Source organism: Catenovulum adriaticum (genome assembly GCF_026725475.1).
Taxonomy (GTDB): domain Bacteria; phylum Pseudomonadota; class Gammaproteobacteria; order Enterobacterales; family Alteromonadaceae; genus Catenovulum; species Catenovulum adriaticum.
Map to the genome: position 1 here is coordinate 32644 of NZ_CP109967.1, position 17284 is coordinate 49927.

Annotated in this window: 13 protein-coding genes and 1 pseudogene; 7 read left to right on the forward strand and 7 right to left on the reverse strand. The window is 38.7% G+C overall.

The annotated features are described in order from the left end of the window. Positions 1–70: 70 nt before the first annotated feature. Both OLW01_RS16175 and OLW01_RS16180 read right to left on the reverse strand, forming a co-directional pair. Entirely contained in the window at positions 71–1141 is a 1071-nt protein-coding gene (locus OLW01_RS16175; RefSeq protein ID WP_268076993.1) for a transposase, read from the reverse strand. Positions 1142–1599: 458 nt separating this feature from the next. Continuing rightward, complete coding sequence (locus OLW01_RS16180) at positions 1600–2466, reverse strand: LytTR family DNA-binding domain-containing protein (RefSeq protein WP_268076994.1); 867 nt, start codon at positions 2464–2466, stop codon at positions 1600–1602. 367 nt (positions 2467–2833) lie between these two features. On the opposite strand from OLW01_RS16180, the gene OLW01_RS16185 reads away from it, so the two are divergent. From OLW01_RS16185 to OLW01_RS16200, 4 genes are all read left to right on the forward strand, one after another. Further along, positions 2834–3655, forward strand: coding sequence for a MipA/OmpV family protein (locus tag OLW01_RS16185; protein ID WP_268076995.1), 822 nt, complete (start codon positions 2834–2836; stop codon positions 3653–3655). A 711-nt stretch (positions 3656–4366) separates the two neighbouring features. Further along, entirely contained in the window at positions 4367–5839 is a 1473-nt protein-coding gene (gene ltrA / locus OLW01_RS16190; RefSeq protein ID WP_268076996.1) for a group II intron reverse transcriptase/maturase, read from the forward strand. Between the two features lie 336 nt (positions 5840–6175). Next, the gene (locus OLW01_RS16195; RefSeq protein ID WP_268076997.1) at positions 6176–6346 is read left to right on the forward strand and encodes a hypothetical protein; all 171 of its coding nucleotides are present in this window, start codon (positions 6176–6178) and stop codon (positions 6344–6346) included. Then, the gene (locus OLW01_RS16200) at positions 6346–6939 is read left to right on the forward strand and encodes a hypothetical protein (protein WP_268076998.1); all 594 of its coding nucleotides are present in this window, start codon (positions 6346–6348) and stop codon (positions 6937–6939) included. The genes OLW01_RS16195 and OLW01_RS16200 overlap by 1 nt, the downstream gene beginning before the upstream one ends. 184 nt (positions 6940–7123) lie before the next feature. Here OLW01_RS16200 and OLW01_RS16205 read toward each other — a convergent pair whose 3' ends face one another. Together OLW01_RS16205 and OLW01_RS16210 are read right to left on the reverse strand one after the other, a co-directional pair. After that, the gene (locus OLW01_RS16205; protein ID WP_268076999.1) at positions 7124–7729 is read right to left on the reverse strand and encodes an acyl carrier protein phosphodiesterase; all 606 of its coding nucleotides are present in this window, start codon (positions 7727–7729) and stop codon (positions 7124–7126) included. Between the two features lie 375 nt (positions 7730–8104). After that, a complete protein-coding gene (locus OLW01_RS16210; RefSeq protein WP_268077000.1) occupies positions 8105–9004 on the reverse strand; it encodes a hypothetical protein in 900 nt (299 codons plus the stop codon). A gap of 195 nt (positions 9005–9199) precedes the next feature. Between OLW01_RS16210 and OLW01_RS16215 the strand changes: the two are divergent. Next, a pseudogene (locus tag OLW01_RS16215) lies at positions 9200–9319 on the forward strand (helix-turn-helix domain-containing protein); the annotation flags it as partial. Between the two features lie 409 nt (positions 9320–9728). Further along, on the forward strand, positions 9729–12014 hold the full coding sequence (locus OLW01_RS16220; RefSeq protein ID WP_268077001.1) for an RICIN domain-containing protein: 2286 nt from the start codon (positions 9729–9731) through the stop codon (positions 12012–12014). A 613-nt stretch (positions 12015–12627) separates the two neighbouring features. Here the strand turns inward: OLW01_RS16220 and lldD are convergent. Next, positions 12628–13767: an FMN-dependent L-lactate dehydrogenase LldD gene (gene lldD, locus OLW01_RS16225; RefSeq protein ID WP_268077002.1), complete on the reverse strand. Its 1140-nt coding sequence runs from the start codon at positions 13765–13767 to the stop codon at positions 12628–12630. Between the two features lie 187 nt (positions 13768–13954). Between lldD and OLW01_RS16230 the strand changes: the two genes are divergently transcribed. Next, the gene (locus OLW01_RS16230; protein ID WP_268077283.1) at positions 13955–14869 is read left to right on the forward strand and encodes a LysR family transcriptional regulator; all 915 of its coding nucleotides are present in this window, start codon (positions 13955–13957) and stop codon (positions 14867–14869) included. A gap of 203 nt (positions 14870–15072) precedes the next feature. On the opposite strand, the gene OLW01_RS16235 is transcribed toward OLW01_RS16230, so the two are convergent. Beyond that, entirely contained in the window at positions 15073–16002 is a 930-nt protein-coding gene (locus OLW01_RS16235; RefSeq protein WP_268077003.1) for a D-2-hydroxyacid dehydrogenase, read from the reverse strand. Positions 16003–16080: 78 nt separating this feature from the next. Then, positions 16081–17130, reverse strand: a complete 1050-nt coding sequence (locus OLW01_RS16240; RefSeq protein ID WP_268077004.1) for a Gfo/Idh/MocA family protein — start codon at positions 17128–17130, stop codon at positions 16081–16083. Between the last annotated feature and the right edge of the window lie 154 nt (positions 17131–17284).

Consider the following 17284-nt stretch of genomic DNA (forward strand, 5'->3'; position numbering starts at 1 on the left):
CAATTTTAGACACAAGCATGTCGGCAATTAGATTGCACGTTAAAATAAAGGCTTTGGACTTCATTTGAATTTAGGTTTGCAGCCTCGGCTTTGTTTTAGTGATGCCTTTTACGCGTTTGAGTTGATGGGCTTTAGCATAGTGTTGTAATTGAACCGCTTGACCAATGGAATGGCTAAAATTTGTTTCAATAGTACTGGCAAATTCAAGCCAAGATTCATCTGTTAAACCTAATCGTTGGACAATGGAAGGGATATTAGATTGAATAAATCCACGTTTATCTTGGCGGATTTGATGGCCAGTCCAATCGACTAATTCGACATAATCAATTAACGAAAATGGAATATGACTGGCATCCCGTTTAAAATTAGGTGCTAGTTCTTGATTTGATTTAACAAAGGGTAATAACTCAGCGTTACGAACTGGATTTAACGGATGGGTTGCTTTTGAATTGGATTGTTTTGAATTTACAGTTTGTTTTGCTTGCTCAGTGCTAGCCATAACAGGGACTATCCCTAATCGTTCCTGAATAGAGGTAAAATCAGAGGTTTCCGGTGTATCTGCCATTTTGGCACGAATCGGGTTTAAATCAACATAAGTCATACAAGCTAATACAGCAACTTCATCTAATAAGGCTTGCGACTTAAACCGACCTTCCCAAAAATGCCCTTTACAATTATCTTCTACGTTTGCTTGTCTCGCGATAAACTCATTTAAAAAACGCATAAACCAACTGATACTGGTCAGTCTTTCCCGATAATCAGCGACACACCCATCCAATACAAATTGATGACTTTTGGGTAAAGCCTCACCCTTGATATAACGGGCAATAATGGGTTTAGGCTGGCAAACACAATGCCAACGTTTTAACACTTCATCTTGGGTTAATAATTTGGCTTTATCCGTATTAACCCGTAACACCAAATGATAGTGATTACTCATAATGGCATAAGCGGCAACATCAATACAAAACACAGAGGCCAGAAACTTAATGCGTTCAATTAACCAAAGTTTACGGTGGTCAAAGTTTTTTTGCGTTAACTTATCAAAACCACACAAATAACCACGGCGTACACATCGGGCAATGCAGTGATAATAAGGCGTATCGGATAATGAAATTAAACTGCTTCTGGGTTTAGCCATAACAACACTCTAAATAACTGTTTATTTAATCATGCGTGGTTGGATATACAGTTAAGTTTGGCAGTTGAAGATGATTTGTCAAATTTGGATAGTCAGAAAGCTAGCATTAGAATCTAAGTTATTGTAACTTAATGTTTTTAGGTGTGCCTGTCTTATGAGTTTCTAAATAACTGTTTATTTAATCATGCGTGGTTGGATATACAGTTAAGTTTGGCAGTTGAAGATGATTTGTCAAATTTGGATAGTCAGAAAGCTAGCATTAGAATCTAAGTTATTGTAACTTAATGTTTTTAGGTGTGCCTGTCTTATGAGTTTCTAAATAACTGTTTATTTAATCATGCGTGGTTGGATATACAGTTAAGTTTGGCAGTTGAAGATGATTTGTCAAATTTGGATAGTCAGAAAGCTAGCATTAGAATCTAAGTTATTGTAACTTAATGTTTTTAGGTGTGCCTGTCTTATGAGTTTCCTCTACCAAAATATGACTTTACGAGCTTGCGCTTACTTCTACTGATAGGCAGCCTTGCCCCGTTAGACATCTCACACCAAGCTTTATTGCCTGAAATATGCACTCTAAAAACGTGATTTTTATGCACCCAATGAGAACGATGTATCAATACACCTTCATCATCAAGTACCTCAGCTATTTGGTTTAGAGCGCCAAGAATCAATGTATTACCTTTCGTCATTTTCACATTGACATAATGAAGTTCGGAGCTAATTGAAATAATGTCTAGGCCTAGCGCAACCGGAAGTCTGTCATAGAATTCCGTCCTTAACTTCTTTAGCTTTTCTATCTCTAGTTCGTTTTCTGTTTGACGCGGATTATTTTGTGGAGGCGGATTATTTTTCTCAGTAGGAAGTTTGTAAGTGACATTGAGAAGTAGAGGAATGTTAATCAAAAACCAGATCGTAATTATGCCTGGTGTCACCTCTAGAAACTCTGATATTACACGATAAATAGGACCTTGTTGGTCAAGCATATCGATCCGGCTGTCTGGTTCATCCTCTAAACCTGGAAACCAATAATCAATTGATGCAAAAATGGGTGAAACAAGCACTGCTCCCAACAATCCTGAAACTAATAATAGAAAGTATAAAGGGAAATGCTTTTGGGGCATCTTAGTCGTTACGTAGCTGGCAAACATCAACCCAAGTAATGCTGCCGTAATTTGTAGGAACCAAAATAGTAGTCGTTGAAAAAAGTCTAGGCCATCAGAAGATTCAGGCTCCATTAAAGTAAACAATATGGTGAGGCCTAATGCCGTTAGGGCAAAACCACTCTTTAACGGTGCCCTCCCTAAGACTGTGTCGCTCACTAACATTTATTATGCTCCCAAAATCGTTTAGCAAGTATTTATACAATGAACACGAAACGAGAAAGTGAATTTTTGTATGAATGGTTATTTTTTTTATTAACTGCTGATGAACATGGTCGAACAATCAATCGCCATTCATACATGAAATTGACAGCTTCTACATTTTTAATATTCATCGCGAACCTAACATATATACTTATATTAAGGTTAAAACACTGATTTGCATTAACTATTCAAATAGGCAAATGTCCGAGGTTATGATGCAAAAAGAGTAATTAACCGTTGTGTGATCCACAAAAGCATATTAGGCTGTAAAATGTGGCACATCATCGTAAACTTACAATTAATTAGAACAATCTGGAGTTACTTTGACATGAAAAAGGTTATTTTATCAATATTCTGTGTTTACTGTCTGACTTTTCAATCAGCATGGGCACAGGACAATAATGCAGCCTTGGCTCCTTTACCCTCGCTTGACGATTTCACGAAAGGGGAAGATGGTTGGGCCTTCGGACTAGGTCTAGGTGTTGAATATGAAACTGCATACGAAGGATCAGATGAATTCGGATTGGAACTTCAACCGGCTGGTGCCGTTCAGTGGCGAAGTGGTGACAATATTTTCTACTTTGCCGGAGAGGCATTTGGTTGGCGCGGTCTTCGTGATGACAACTGGCTGCTAGAGGCTTTACTGGGCTTTGAGGAAGGCCGAGAAGAAGGTGACTCTGACGATGGTCATCTTGATGGGCTAGGCGAGCAAGACGAGGGCTTTGAATTAGTGCTTCAAGCGCGTCGTGCATTCACTTCCGATTGGCGCTATTGGTTGGTTGGTCGTGTAGTGACGGGTGGTGATGGAAATCTAGGATTATTTGGTGTGGGCCGCCGTTTTGGAGACCAAATCGATGGCACCGGCCATGAAGTAAATGTAGTAGCAGTTTTTCATGATAGCGAATACGCCAACAACGGTTTCGGCATAGACGCAATGCAAGCGGAAACCTCTAGATTACCTGCCACGTCAGTGAGTGGTGGGTTACGCTCAATTGGTATAGATTATAGCTTCCGACATTACATTAATGATAATTGGCAGATTTACGGTGAAGCACTTTTCGAATACTACAGTAGTGACGTTCGAGAAAGCCCAATTGCTCGTAGTAACTACGAGACCGAAGTAGGCATTGGGTTCATTTATATATTTTAACGTCAATGCTCACTATGCCGCGGTCTTCTAAAAGCACGAAGCAGTAAATCAATCTACCGAGACCAAATGGCCGCATCTATCGTAACAGCGGATGTTCAATATCAGCATATTGAATAACCGCTTTTCGCTCATTTTCGACGCTCGACTAAACTCTTTTTGGGGCGTGCGACGTGAAGTCGTATGAAGCGCTGTTCACCGCTTAATGAGTGAATAGGAGCCTGAATAAAGTAGCGGCTCTGACAATGTAACGAAGGTTGGTATGCGCCAATCGGGATCTAAATCGTGAGAGGACGATCCTCCTGATAACCACAAATCGGGTGAGTGCTAGGCAGTCAGTATGATGAACATAAGTGAATCCGTGTAAGGTGTGTTATATGACGAAACAGCGGAAGTGGTTAATACGCTGTAGCCAAAAGGCACGAGAGTCGGAAAGAGATTGCCCCATGCTCTTTCGTGATCACTGAACTCTCCGCACTATAGCGGGCATCTAACCTGACATTGCGCAACATACGGAACACGGTAAGCCTGTATCACTCCCTCTGGGAAAGCTTATATGGCCGATAGTGATGCAAGTAGAGGATGTTGGAAAAAGCAAAGGCTGGATTATAATGATGCAGATACAGACGTCTGTCTGGCACGAAAGTGAGCTGACTTCCGACTGGTCTTCCGTTGCAAGAGAATTTGAAGAACTTTATTCAAGGAGAAACGCAAATGATGATTTCAAAAGAGATTAGTGCCTCTCCTGACAGTGCTCAATGGCAATCCATAAATTGGAAAACTGTTGAGTCACACGTTTTAAAGCTTCAGATGCGTATTGCAAAAGCAATAAGAGAAGGTAAACACGGCAAAGCGAAAGCGTTGCAGTGGATACTGACTCACTCGCATTCAGCAAAACTTCTTGCTGTTAAGCGAGCATCACAAAACAAAGGCAGTAAAACGCCCGGAATAGACGGCGTCATCTGGAATACGGATACGCGCCGCATGAAAGCAGTCAATCAATTGAGCAGAAAAGCTTATCAAGCCAAACCGCTCAAGCGTATCTACATCCCTAAGAAAAACGGCAAGCTCAGACCTCTGGGTATCCCGTGCATGGTCGATAGAGCGCTGCAAGCGCTTCATCTTCTCGCACTAGAGCCTGTGTCAGAAACACTTGCCGACCCAAATAGTTACGGCTTTCGGCGCAACAGAAGTACTGCTGATGCTATTGCTCAGTGTTTTCTCTGTTTGAGTAAAAAGCAATCCGCACAATGGGTTCTTGAGGGAGACATCAAAGCCTGTTTCGACAAGATTGGGCATCAATGGCTTATGAATAACATAGCTGTAGATAAACGAATGTTGGAACAATGGTTAAAGTCTGGCTTTATGGATAAAGGGTTGTTCTATCGCACTGACGAGGGAACACCACAAGGCGGAGTCATATCTCCAACCTTGATGCTAATTACTCTTGCAAGGCTTGAGAAACGCATAAAGTCCACCGCACTTAAAAATGGGGTGAGAGCCAACTTTATTGGATACGCCGATGATTTCGTCGTCACTTGCACTTCAAAGGACGTGCTGGTGAGCGATATCAAACCGTTGATTGCTGACTTCTTAGCAGGAAGAGGATTAACTCTCTCCGAAGAGAAAACGCACATTACTCATATCAGCCGTGGTTTTGACTTCCTAGGTTTTAACCATAGAAAGTACAAAGGAAAACTGCTCATTAAACCGAGTAAGTCCAACACGTTGATGTTCTTGAGTAACTTGCGCGAACTCATCAAAAAGCACGCAACCACCCCCGTTAACGATCTAATCAAGTTGATAAATCCGAAACGCAGGGGGTGGTCGAATTACTATCGACACTGCGTTGCTAAACAGATATTCGGATATGTAGGTCACAAACTATTCCTAGCGTTATGGCATTGGGCGAAAAGGCGTCATCCAACAAAGTCAAAAACTTGGATCGCCATGAAGTACTTCATCAACCGTCAAGGCCAATGGCAATTTCACGGTTGGCAGAAGAACATGAATATTGATTGTCAGTTCAATCTATTTCAAATAGCTAAGGTGCCAATAGAGAGACATGTGAAAATCAGGGGTGCCGCTACGCCTTTTGAGCCTCAATACCAAGAATACTTGGCAAAGAGGAAGACAAAGAGGCAATGTCGTAACTCTTGGCATGAACTTACTCTCGCTGCTTTATAAATTGCTGGGTCCCAACGGGTGCCTTCGTGAAGGCTTGAGCCGTATGCAGTGAAAGTTGCACGTACGGTTCTTAGGAGGGCGGCACTTGGCAACAGGTGTCGCCTATCCGACAAAAATGTTTTTAGGTGTGCCTGTCTTATGAGTTTGATCAAATTTATACCAGCTACTTAGTTTTGTAAAGCCAGCCGGATTTCGGTATTTAAAAGTGATTGATTTTCGATAATCTTACATTCCGTAACTTAAGTGTTACAGAGCTAATTTAAGCAAGGGATGTTTATCAATATTTGCAATATTAAAAAGATAGGCGGATAATTAACCTTAAATTTAGGAGGGTATATGACTATTGCAGAATTAACAGCTCGTGTTCAAAACGCAGGCAAGAACCGTGATCATACACAACGCGTTGAGCTATTAAAAAAAGCGCATGTATTAAACTCGCAAGGTAAAATTGACCCACGTTTTTTTAGCAGCTCAAACGTTAAGGCGACTGAAAATACAAATAAATAATGTACTCATCTAAACCTGCTATTGTTTATGGCTTTCATGGCTTAGACAAAAATACTGCCCTTAATATACTCTTACAAGAAGACAATTTTCGTCACAGTACTAACAAATATGATTGGCTTGGTAGTGGCGTTTATTTTTGGGAGAATAATCTAGAGCGCGCTAAGCAGTATGCAATCCAGGACAGCAAACGCAAAAATAGCTCGATCGAAAAACCATTCGTTTTGGGTGCCGTTATTGAGCTAGGCAATTGTTTAGATTTACTAGACCAAAAATATAATGATTTTCTTAAAGTTGCATACACACAATTAAAGCAAGATCTCGAAGCGGAAGGAATTGAGATCCCGATAAATAAAAGGTTTAGCTCCAATGATTTTGATTTTAAAGCTCGCGAGCTTGACTGTGCTGTAATAAGATATGCATGTGCATTAGCTGAAGATGCTGGAGAACCTTTCGACTCTGTAAGAGCTGCGTTTATTGAAGGAAACCCACTTTATGAGGGCGCAAGGTTTTATTCTGAAAATCATATCCAATTAGCCATCATAAATCCTGATTGCATTAAAGGTATATTTTTACCTCGTGAGAAGCAAAATTAATCTACAGTAGTAGGTCTGGTTAAGCAGCTTTGCAGACTTTCAAGTCAGCAACTTTAAACTTCCGCTCATGGCACTATTAAGCTTGTCAGTATGATATTTTTATAGGGAAACTTTGGTTTGATTTTTGGTGTTGCTGAAAATACAACAATTAAATTAAATCTACAAAAGAAATTAGAATGACACTTTATTGCTTATTAGCATCTAAGTTGCCTTCAAAATTGGCTTGAGTCACATGTGCCATTAACTCAGGGAAAAACATCAAAAAAATACTTTCTAATTCATCATAATGGTTTTCTATATCTTTAATGCTGCCACTAAATTGATTGTTAAATCGAATCCGTCGGCTGATATTATCAAGCGCTGTGCCAATCGAGGCAAAATGAGCGTAAGATGCGAACCAATCTTGCTCAATTATTTTGCAGGTAACCAACTTCATTCTGGCTGGCATAACGGATTGACGCTTTTGTAATAAATCGTAACTTTGCTGCTTAAAGGTTGCAAAATCGTGTGTCGAAAATTGCTGCCAATGCTTTATTAAAAAGTAATCAAATAACACATCAATAGCGATCCCTGAAAACCTTTGTTTTTCTGCTGAAAAAACAAGTTTAGCTTGTTTAACTAAAGCATGTTGGTCGGTAAATTTATCAACCAGATGATGATTTTTTAAACCACTTAATACTGTGTTTGGTAACGTGTTAATATCAACCCCACGACGAAAATCACCCAATAGATTGCCATAGTGGGAATCCGCCGTTGGTTGCGCTAAAAACAAATGAGCTAAATAATTCACTTAAATTTAAAAAGTTGGTTGCTGATATGATTAGCATACTCAACAATAAAGCAAAGATAAATATAGCGCAGCTAGTATTCTTTTTTACGCGGTATGAATTAGGTAGTAAAAATAAAGTTTTGGTATGAGCATGATGATCACTGGATGTTTTGGACAAAAAAGTGTGAGAGATTTTTAAATCATAATCTCTCACATTGCCTTTTTAAAACAGTTTTTTTAAAGCGGTCTCTTAAAACCACCTCTAAAGATAAACTTTCAACTTATTTTAAGATAGATGATACTAGGCTTTAATGATATCTCAGGTGTTTTAACGTGTTTAATCATCGACATTAAGATAACGCCAACTGAGGCTATTTTGGCATAGGTTTTTGCGATTTATTTTTGCATAATCCCTTCACCGATGAATTGCTTCAATTTTTGCGGGCTGCCATTTTCATCTCCCAACAACAAATAGTAAACCATGCCTGCATCTGAAAAATCGGCTTTATTATCTGGATGACGCTTCATTCGTTGGTAGATCCAAGCAACACTTGGATCTTTGTGATCTTTCATCCATTTCCATACAGACCAATCTTGTTTCGAGTTCCACAATAAATTGACATCCCACTCAGCATTTTGGTCTTTAATTTTTCGGTAGTTAATACGGTTATCGCTCAGCGAAATTGCTTCTTTTAATGTATGGTGTTTTTCGCTGGCAGGGACTGGTTTTTTATCAAATTTAGGATCGCCTCGGCGTAAATGATTATCGTTGTAACCACTGTGAGAAAGAACGTAAACATGAGACAGACTGTCAGAGTTTCCTTGAGCAATAACCTTTTGAACAGCGCGATAAAAGAATTCTGCAGGGCCCATATGAACAAAATATAAAGGGTCGTCTTTAGTGGAAACCGAAATAACAGATGCTAAATGAGCTAATGCATTTTGATAATCTGCACTAACATCAAAAAATTTATCTGGATTAAAATTCCACTGTTCGATCGCACCTTGTACGCCAATATCCATTTCGTTTATGGCACTGGTATGTTCATCTGAATTCATAAAATTGTTATATGAATAGTGCACTAATTTGTTGTGCATTCTCAGCTTAGCGATTATTGCTAATGAAACAGGTGTAGCCCCCCAATCATCTGGGTCTGCTCGTGGCCAAAAATGGAGCTCGTCTGGTTGATTATTCCCATCAGCGCTGATTGCTATTCGATTATTTTTGTAGTTCCAACCAGCCGAAAACGCACTGGTCGTTATTAAAAATAACATCATTGTTAATAAAATTTTCATTGCTTAAACCTTACCTTACAGTGAATAACATAACCACTATGGCTATTTTGTTTGCATTTAGTATACACATGTAAATTTACCTTTTCATTAATGAATCGTTGAGGTGTCCTAAATTAGGATAATAAGTGCAATTTCTTAGATTAAGTGGCCAGCTGTTATAATTCGGCCATTTTCTCGCCAAAGGAAATTGCTTTAATGAACTATAAACAGCTGACACAAGAAGAACGATATCAGATTTACGCTTTAAAGAAAGCAGGAATGAATCAAAAAGAAATAGCCGACGAGTTAACTCGTTCGCCCTCATCTATTTCGAGGTAAAGTTTTTTATTTAAGTGCAATTAATTAGTCGTATTGTAGTCACCAAGAGATCAATTGAGGATATTAAATGATCAGTAAATAAGACACTAATTATAGCACCAAAATTTTCATTTCTCGCCAATAAAAATACTTTTTAATTTTAGACACTACCGAATCTTTCAATCTGCGTAAATTATAAATATTACTTATTATATAATGGGTTAACATAAATTATTCGCGTTAAGTAAGCATTTTAGCCTTCTGAGTTTAGATTGTAAAAAGGCTAATTAGTTTTAAATATATCACACATAAAAAACATTTAATTAACAAAAGCATTGCAACTGATTACTTTTAATGCTTATATTGTATGTGATTTTTTTGATTTAAATATAAATTAAAGACGGTAACTACAATAAAGAGGTATTCAATGAAGACAACCTTAGCGCGTACACATGTAAAACTAGGTATCACAATAGCAATGTCATTATTGGCAAGCCAGCTTGCTTATGCAGCCACACAAGCAACAATTGATTTAAAAACACAAAAATTTATTGGAGGAATATCAGATTTAGACAGAGGTAAGTATTTTAATATTCATATGACGCCTTTAGAAAACAAAGTCACTCAAGCTGAATTAAACTATTTAGTAAACGATTTAAACGTTGGATTTGGTCGTCAATTTTGGAGTCCGTTTTCAGTACATAGCGGTGATGCGCCTTATCCTTCAGCTGCCAGTGCGCAGTCAGCAGGGTCAAATAATATTAGCTCAATTAAAAACCATGCTAGTTATCCATATTATTCGAAAAATATGATAGTGACTGAGCATCCTAATAAAATTTTTGTTTTTAACGAAGATCCTAATTTAGGCGCTGAATGGGCGGCAAATTATTTCAAACATTATTTTGATAATCAGACAAGACCTAAGTTTTACGAGCCGATTAACGAACCTTTTGTTCATGCGGGCGAATTTAACTCTGATCAAGCAGCCGTTCGAACTCAAATGACCGAGCTATTTAAAGCAATAGGGCAAAAATTTGATCAACAAAATATCGATACAAAAGTGATTGGATATTCCAGTGCGTGGCCATCAATGGAGCTATGGGATTTTGGGCATTTTAACGGCCGAATGAAAATGTTTATGGATGAAGCTGGGCCTTATATCGATTCGTTTTCAGTTCACCCTTATGATGGAATAAATGTAACTGGAGCAAGCAATGAGCGCTCTGGGAGTAATTTAGAATCGATTTTAGATTTATTAGAAACATACAGTTATGTTAAGTGGGACACAGTTAAACCTGTCACCATAAGCGAATACGGTGGTATTGAAGAAGGATATGGTAATACATATTCTGATATTCGTTCGGCGCAGTCTCTCGCGTCACAAAATAAAATGTTAATGCAGCTATTAAATCGTCAAGATCGTTTGTTAACCTCTATTCCATTTAATACAGGTAAGGCTGCCTGGCACTATAATGCGGCTAATAACTGGAATCCATATGGTGCTGCCGTTTTACGCCCAGATCCAAATAGCATAGTAAATGGCGAGCCAACTAATTTCTTTTGGACCAAACGGGTAGACTTTTATCGTTTATGGTCTAACGTGAAAGGCAAGCGGGTAAAAGTTGAATCAAACAATCCGGATATACAGCTAAATGCATTTGTCGATGGTAATAAAGCTTATGTAGCAATAAATACCTTAGCTGATTATTGGGAAACAGTTAATTTAGATTTTGCGAACAGCCTTGGCAATATAACTAACGTGCGTAAAAAGCGTTTAGTTGTACGTAAAAATGCTGCTCCAATATACCAAGACGTAAGCGCGAGTTTACCAACAAGCTATTCAATGGAGCCAGGGGAAACCATAATATTTGAGCTTACTTTTTCAAATAACATCGCCTTTGATAATACTTACAACACGGCACATTATTATGCGCCTCAACATTTAGTTGCGATTAATGCTAACCAAAGCAACAGTTTTACCTTTAACGGGGTTAATGTAGCGGCTGGCCAATCTGTTTTGCGTTTAAGTATGGGCCGTGTTCATGGTAAATCTTTTCAGCCAACCGTTACTGTAAATGGTAGCCCAGTTCAAATTAATTTAAACTGGGCTGGTGGCAGCCAAAGTTCAAGAGATGAATTTTTTGGTGTGATAGAGGTACCTGTTGATAACAGTTTATTGCAGGCTAATAACACAGTTAATATAACATTTCCCGATGCCGGTGGCCGTATAGCTTCTGTTGTATTGCAAGTTAATAACGACTCCGAAGTAGGGAGTGCAGGCATTCAACCACCATCAACTTATACAACAGTTACATTTAATAGTAGCGGTAAATGTTTAGACAATACTGCAGGTGATTTAAACGATGGCAATCAGCAACAGCAATGGGGTTGTTATGGCAGTGGTAATCAGTTGTTTTTGTTTGAAAGTCGTGCTGGTGGATACTGGGGGTTGCGTAATCAGGTAAGTGGTAAATGTATAGACAAAACAAATTCAACAGCAGATGGCGCAATTGTTACTCAATGGGCATGTAGCACTAGCAACGATAACCAAAGCTTTGAGTTAATTGATTTAGGCGCTGGATTTTTCCAACTTAAAAATAAACATAGTGAGAAGTGTTTAGATTTAGTTGGGGGTATTAATGGAACCGCTAACGGGACCAAAATTAGGCAAGCGACGTGCTCGAATAGCCTGTCGCAAAAGCTCAGTTTTTAATCCCTAATATATTTAATCAGACTGAATAAATCTTCAGTCTGATTATTTCAAATAATCTTATGCGTTTATTCAAAAGCATCATCTTAAGATTTAATTTTTTAATGGGTGATACAAAGTTTATTACTAGAGCAGCACCTGACATAGTGTGTAATGATCCTTAGTGTTTTTGGCAATGGCCGTAAACGAATAATTTGTGGTTTATAATATAACGTTGTTTTTATTTGTGTTGGATCAAACAATATAACAGATTGGAGCTTCTTGTTGGCATTTTTTAAGTTTTCGATTTTTAACTGTTCAGCAAAACAATCTACTTCGTCTATCATTTCAATTGTTAGGTCGTAATTGCCTACAACAAGATGATGAAAATAAAAGGTGCTATACAATGGGAAATTTAGGGTTTGTGTTTGGAATAATAGGTATGTCGCTTGGGATATCCGGCTTTGTATTTTCTATAATATCAATGAATAAAGTAACTAAGCTTGAGGAAAAATTAGAAACGTTAAATGTTATAAATTAGCTTTTGCTCATTTCACGGTATGATTTAGGTAGTAAAAAAATGCGCTATTTTAAGATGGATAGCGCACCTATTTAAAAATTACTTTAATGTAAACAGTTACTTCAATTTAATGAGCGAATCAGCGTTTAAATCAGTAATCTTTTTTGCACCTGTCAGTGTCATCGCAACTCGTAATTCTTTTTCATATAAATCAATTAGGTTTTCAACGCCTGCCTGACCTTTTGCCGCTAAGGCATAAATAAATGAGCGACCTAACATAGTACAATCTGCGCCGAGTGCTAACATTCTGGCGACGTCTAAACCGGTTCTAATACCGGAATCGACCAATATTTTAATATCGCCTTTTACGGCATCGGCAATCATAGGTAGTGCTTTTGCTGATGATAAAACGCCATCTAATTGTCGGCCCCCATGGTTAGAAACCACAATACCGTCCGCGCCAAAACTAACCGCATCTTTAGCATCATCGGCATCTAAAATGCCTTTAATGATCATAGGGCCGTCCCAAAAATCACGGATCCACTCTAAGTCTTTCCAAGAAATAGAGGGGTCAAAATTATCGCCTAACCAACCAATGTAATCATTTAATTTGGTTGGATTACCGCGATAAGTTGAAATATTACCTAGGTCATGTGGCTTACCTAATAAACCCACATCAAGTGCCCATTGCGGATGTGTCATTGCTTGTAAAACACGTCTAAATGCGGCGTTTGGGCCGCTCATACCTGAATGCATATCGCGATAACGTGCACCTGGAACTGGCATATCAACAGTAAAAACTAAGGTTTTTACGCCTGCGGCTTTGGCACGTTCAAGTACGTTTTTCATAAAACCGCGATCTTTTAATACATACAACTGAAACCACATTGGGCGATCAATTGCGGGCGCGACTTCTTCAATTGGGCAAACAGATACGGTCGACATAGTAAAAGGAATACCTTTGTTGTCGGCCGCTTTAGCGGCTTGTACTTCACCGCGGCGTGCGTACATACCCGTTAAGCCAACGGGTGCTAAAATAAGCGGTAAATTGAGTTTTTCGTTAAATAAATCGCAGCTTAAATCAAGCTCCGACATATTATTTAATACCCGTTGTTTTAAAGCAATGTCGGCTAAATCTTCGGTATTGCGTTTTAGGGTATGTTCGCCATAAGAGCCGCCATCAATATAGTGAAATAAAAATGGGGGTAATTTTGCTTTTGCTGCTTTGCGGTAATCGGTTGAGGCTGAAATGATCACAGTTTAAGTCCTATTATTTACATATTAGCCTTGGCTGGCGTGAGTTATATGTTGCAAGTTAGCAGGGTGCCAAGGTTATTATTTGCGTTTATTTATTTGATGTGCTCAATTTATCGCTTTCTTTTTTATCAATAAACGGAAATAATGAAAAACACTATTTCCATAAATGACATAATAGTTAAAGATGATGCAAGCAGATGACTTAATTTTGTTTTCACAAGTGATTGAACTCGGTAGTTTCAGCAAAGCAGCAGAGGCCAATAATTTAACTAATTCAGTGGTGAGTAAACGAATTGCCCGGTTAGAAGCTGAGTTGGGTGTGCAGTTATTATATCGAACCACGCGTAAATTAACGGTCACTGAAGCGGGTAATTTATTGGCTGTGGGGGCTAAAAATGTTGAGCAAGCCAAAGCCGATGCCCTAGCTAAAGTATCTGGCTTAGGTGATGCAATTAGCGGGCATATCAAAATGTCGGTGCCGACCATTTCTGGTGATTTGCTATTGGCTGATGCAGTGGCTGAATTTTGTAATTTGCATCCGGGTTTAAGCGTAGATATGTCGTTGGATAATAAATTTGTTGATTTAATTAGTGGTGGATACGACTTAATTATTCGTACTGGTTATTTAGATGATTCTAGTTTAATTGCCCGTCATATTATTGATTCACAATGGGTCGTGTGCGCTTCACCAGATTATCTTAAACGCCATGGTCAACCTAAGCAGCCAAACGAGTTAAAGCAACATAATTGTTTAAAATATGCTTATCAGGCTTCGGGCGGTAATGAATGGGAGTTTAAATCGGCCAGTGGACATTATTTTGTTAAGGTGAATGGCTCATTCTCAACTAATAATGCAACGGCTTTACGTAAAGCTGTATTGGGTGGCCATGGCATAGTGTATGTACCTAGGTGTTTAATTTATGAAGACATCTGCAAAGGCGATTTAATTGATGTTTTTCCTAAGCTTGTAGGAAAAAAACTCGGCGTATATGCGGTGTACCCTTATACCAAACATCCGCCTAAAAAAATAAAAATGCTCATTGAGCATATTAAGCAGCGATATTTAGCCATATCTGAATATTTTATAGAGCCCACAAGCTGATAATGCATAAGAGCAGAAGCCAGTAAAGCTTAGCTATGTTATAGGGTATGTGGGGTAAGCACTACGTCACGTCGCTCCATTTTATCCCATTCCAGCTAATAAGCTGCGTATTACATTGATTATTTCCAGATTAAAACGACGGCTGTTAACCGCCGAATTTTTGTTTGCTATCGCTTGGTCAATCTAAACTCGTCGCTACCCGCTTATAATAAAAAAGACTCAATATTTTTAGCCACTAAATTAAGTACTTTTTGCTGGGCTTGCTGGCTGGCCCAAGCGATATGTGCGGTTATTTTTAAATTATCTGGTTGTGGGTTTAATAAAATATGATCAGGTGCTGGTGGCTCTTGGTCAAGCACATCCAGTATAGCTGCGCTGATTTCATGGTTATTTAAAGCCGACAATAAGGCATTGTTATCAATAATGCCACCTCTGGCGGTGTTAATTAGCACGCTGTGATTTTGCATCTGTTTAAAGGCTTGGGTTGAAAATAAATTTTCTGTGTCTTCAGTTAGAGGGCAATGTAGCGAGACGATATCAGCGTTTTGCAGCATGGTTTCAAAGCTGACTCTGTCTGCTCGTATATTGTTTGCGTTTGGCCGTTCAGCAACCAGCACTTTCATATCAAAAGCACGGGCAATACTCGCTACTTTTTGGCCTATATCACCATACCCTAAAATACCTATGGTTTTACCGGCCAGCTCATCAAAATAATCACTGTGCAGACAAAAAGTATTGCCTTGCTGCCATTGACCGGATTTTACTTTTTGATTATTAATACTGATTTGACCAAAATGCTCTAGCAGCTGTGAAAACACATATTGGCTAACAGAGTGGGTTGAGTAGCCGGCTACGTTTAGCACTTTTATATTCGCTTTTTCCGCGGCGGTAATATCAATATTGTTGGTGCCAGTTGCGGCAACACAAATCAGCTTTAAATTAGGTAGTTGGGCGATAATTGCTTGTGTGATGAGCACTTTATTCGTGACGATGATATCTGCGTTTTGACAACGCGTAACAATTTCGTCCGGCGGAGTATGTGAATAAGCAACAAAATGTTCAACGCTTTTTTCAATCGCGGAAAATGAAACACTGGGTATAAAGGTATTTTGATCTAAAAAAACGGCTTGCATATGACCTCGCTGCTTATGCTTCTTTTAAAAATTGATTTGCCTAAAAATTGTGAGCTTAAATTAATGTTGAAAACTGGGTTATTCTCCGGCAAATGGGTAGCTAACGCCCAATTGAGCACGGATTTCATCCATAATATGTAATTGTTGCACTGTTTGTTGCTCAGAAACAAGCGGGCTTTGTATCAATCCTTGCTTAATACAACGTTCCGCTTCTGCTATTTCATATTCAAAACCATTAATGGCTAATGGTTCGTTAAATACTTTAATCGGTGTTTCGTTATCTTGCTGATACAAGCTGGCGTTGTTGCTACCCCAAAACATATTATCTATTTTAATTTGTCCCTCAGTGCCATAAATCCATAAACAGTTTTCAGTTTTAGTGTGAAAATTACAACAAAACTGCGCATATTTTTTAATTGTGCCTTGTTGGTATTGCATATTAACCATGGTTAACTCATCAACCCCAGATTGGCCAATATTGCCCATTGCTTGAATGCTTGGGCTAATTAAAGTTTGTTTGGTTTGGTCCGTGCTCAATGACTGATTAATAAACCAATCTGCGGTTGCTACATTGTATATACCCATATCAAGCAAAACGCCGCCCGCTAGAGATTTATTTAACCATCTTTCATTGCTGTCGGCTGGCATTGGAAAGCCAAAAGTTGACTGCACATATTTTAGTTCACCAATATCACCTTGCACTATCCATTCTTGGACCGCTTGGTACACAGGCAAAAATAAAGTCCACATAGCCTCCATTAAAAATACGTTTTTTGTTTTGGCTAGTTCAAAGAGCGCTTTAGCTTGAGTTTGATTAATCGTCAGTGGCTTTTCGCATAGCACCGATTTTTTGGCCATTAAACATTGTTTAATTTGTTCAAAATGAAATCTGTGTGGGGTGGCAATGTAAATGGCGTCTATATCGTCGTCATTTAGTAGTGTTTGGTAATCAGTATAGGTTTTAGCAATGTTGTGCTCTTTAGCAAAGGCTTGCGCTCGGTTTAAATCTCGGCTGGCGACTGCGTGTAATGTGCCAACAAAATCTGCTTGGGTGGCTTTGGCAAATTGCGCTGCTATTCTACCTGGGCCAATTAATCCCCATTTGAATGTATTTTTATCTGATGTCATTGTCGTCGATTTTCCAGTGATATTGTAAGTTTGAATATATCACTATTGAAAGTGAAGGTGCAAAATTTGCTGTTATTAAGGCATTAATCAATTTGCGTTAGGGTAAACTTGCAGCCTTGTCTGCGCAAATAACCTTGTAGCTTGTTATATGTTA

Coding starts and splice junctions, on each gene's coding strand:
- OLW01_RS16210 (WP_268077000.1), bottom strand. CDS start 9,004: ATGAAAATTTTATTAACAATGATGTTATTTTTAATAACGACCAGTGCG.
- OLW01_RS16200 (WP_268076998.1), top strand. CDS start 6,346: ATGTACTCATCTAAACCTGCTATTGTTTATGGCTTTCATGGCTTAGAC.
- OLW01_RS16180 (WP_268076994.1), bottom strand. CDS start 2,466: ATGTTAGTGAGCGACACAGTCTTAGGGAGGGCACCGTTAAAGAGTGGT.
- ltrA (WP_268076996.1), top strand. CDS start 4,367: ATGATGATTTCAAAAGAGATTAGTGCCTCTCCTGACAGTGCTCAATGG.
- OLW01_RS16195 (WP_268076997.1), top strand. CDS start 6,176: ATGACTATTGCAGAATTAACAGCTCGTGTTCAAAACGCAGGCAAGAAC.
- OLW01_RS16175 (WP_268076993.1), bottom strand. CDS start 1,141: ATGGCTAAACCCAGAAGCAGTTTAATTTCATTATCCGATACGCCTTAT.
- OLW01_RS16235 (WP_268077003.1), bottom strand. CDS start 16,002: ATGCAAGCCGTTTTTTTAGATCAAAATACCTTTATACCCAGTGTTTCA.
- OLW01_RS16220 (WP_268077001.1), top strand. CDS start 9,729: ATGAAGACAACCTTAGCGCGTACACATGTAAAACTAGGTATCACAATA.
- OLW01_RS16240 (WP_268077004.1), bottom strand. CDS start 17,130: ATGACATCAGATAAAAATACATTCAAATGGGGATTAATTGGCCCAGGT.
- OLW01_RS16230 (WP_268077283.1), top strand. CDS start 13,955: ATGCAAGCAGATGACTTAATTTTGTTTTCACAAGTGATTGAACTCGGT.
- OLW01_RS16185 (WP_268076995.1), top strand. CDS start 2,834: ATGAAAAAGGTTATTTTATCAATATTCTGTGTTTACTGTCTGACTTTT.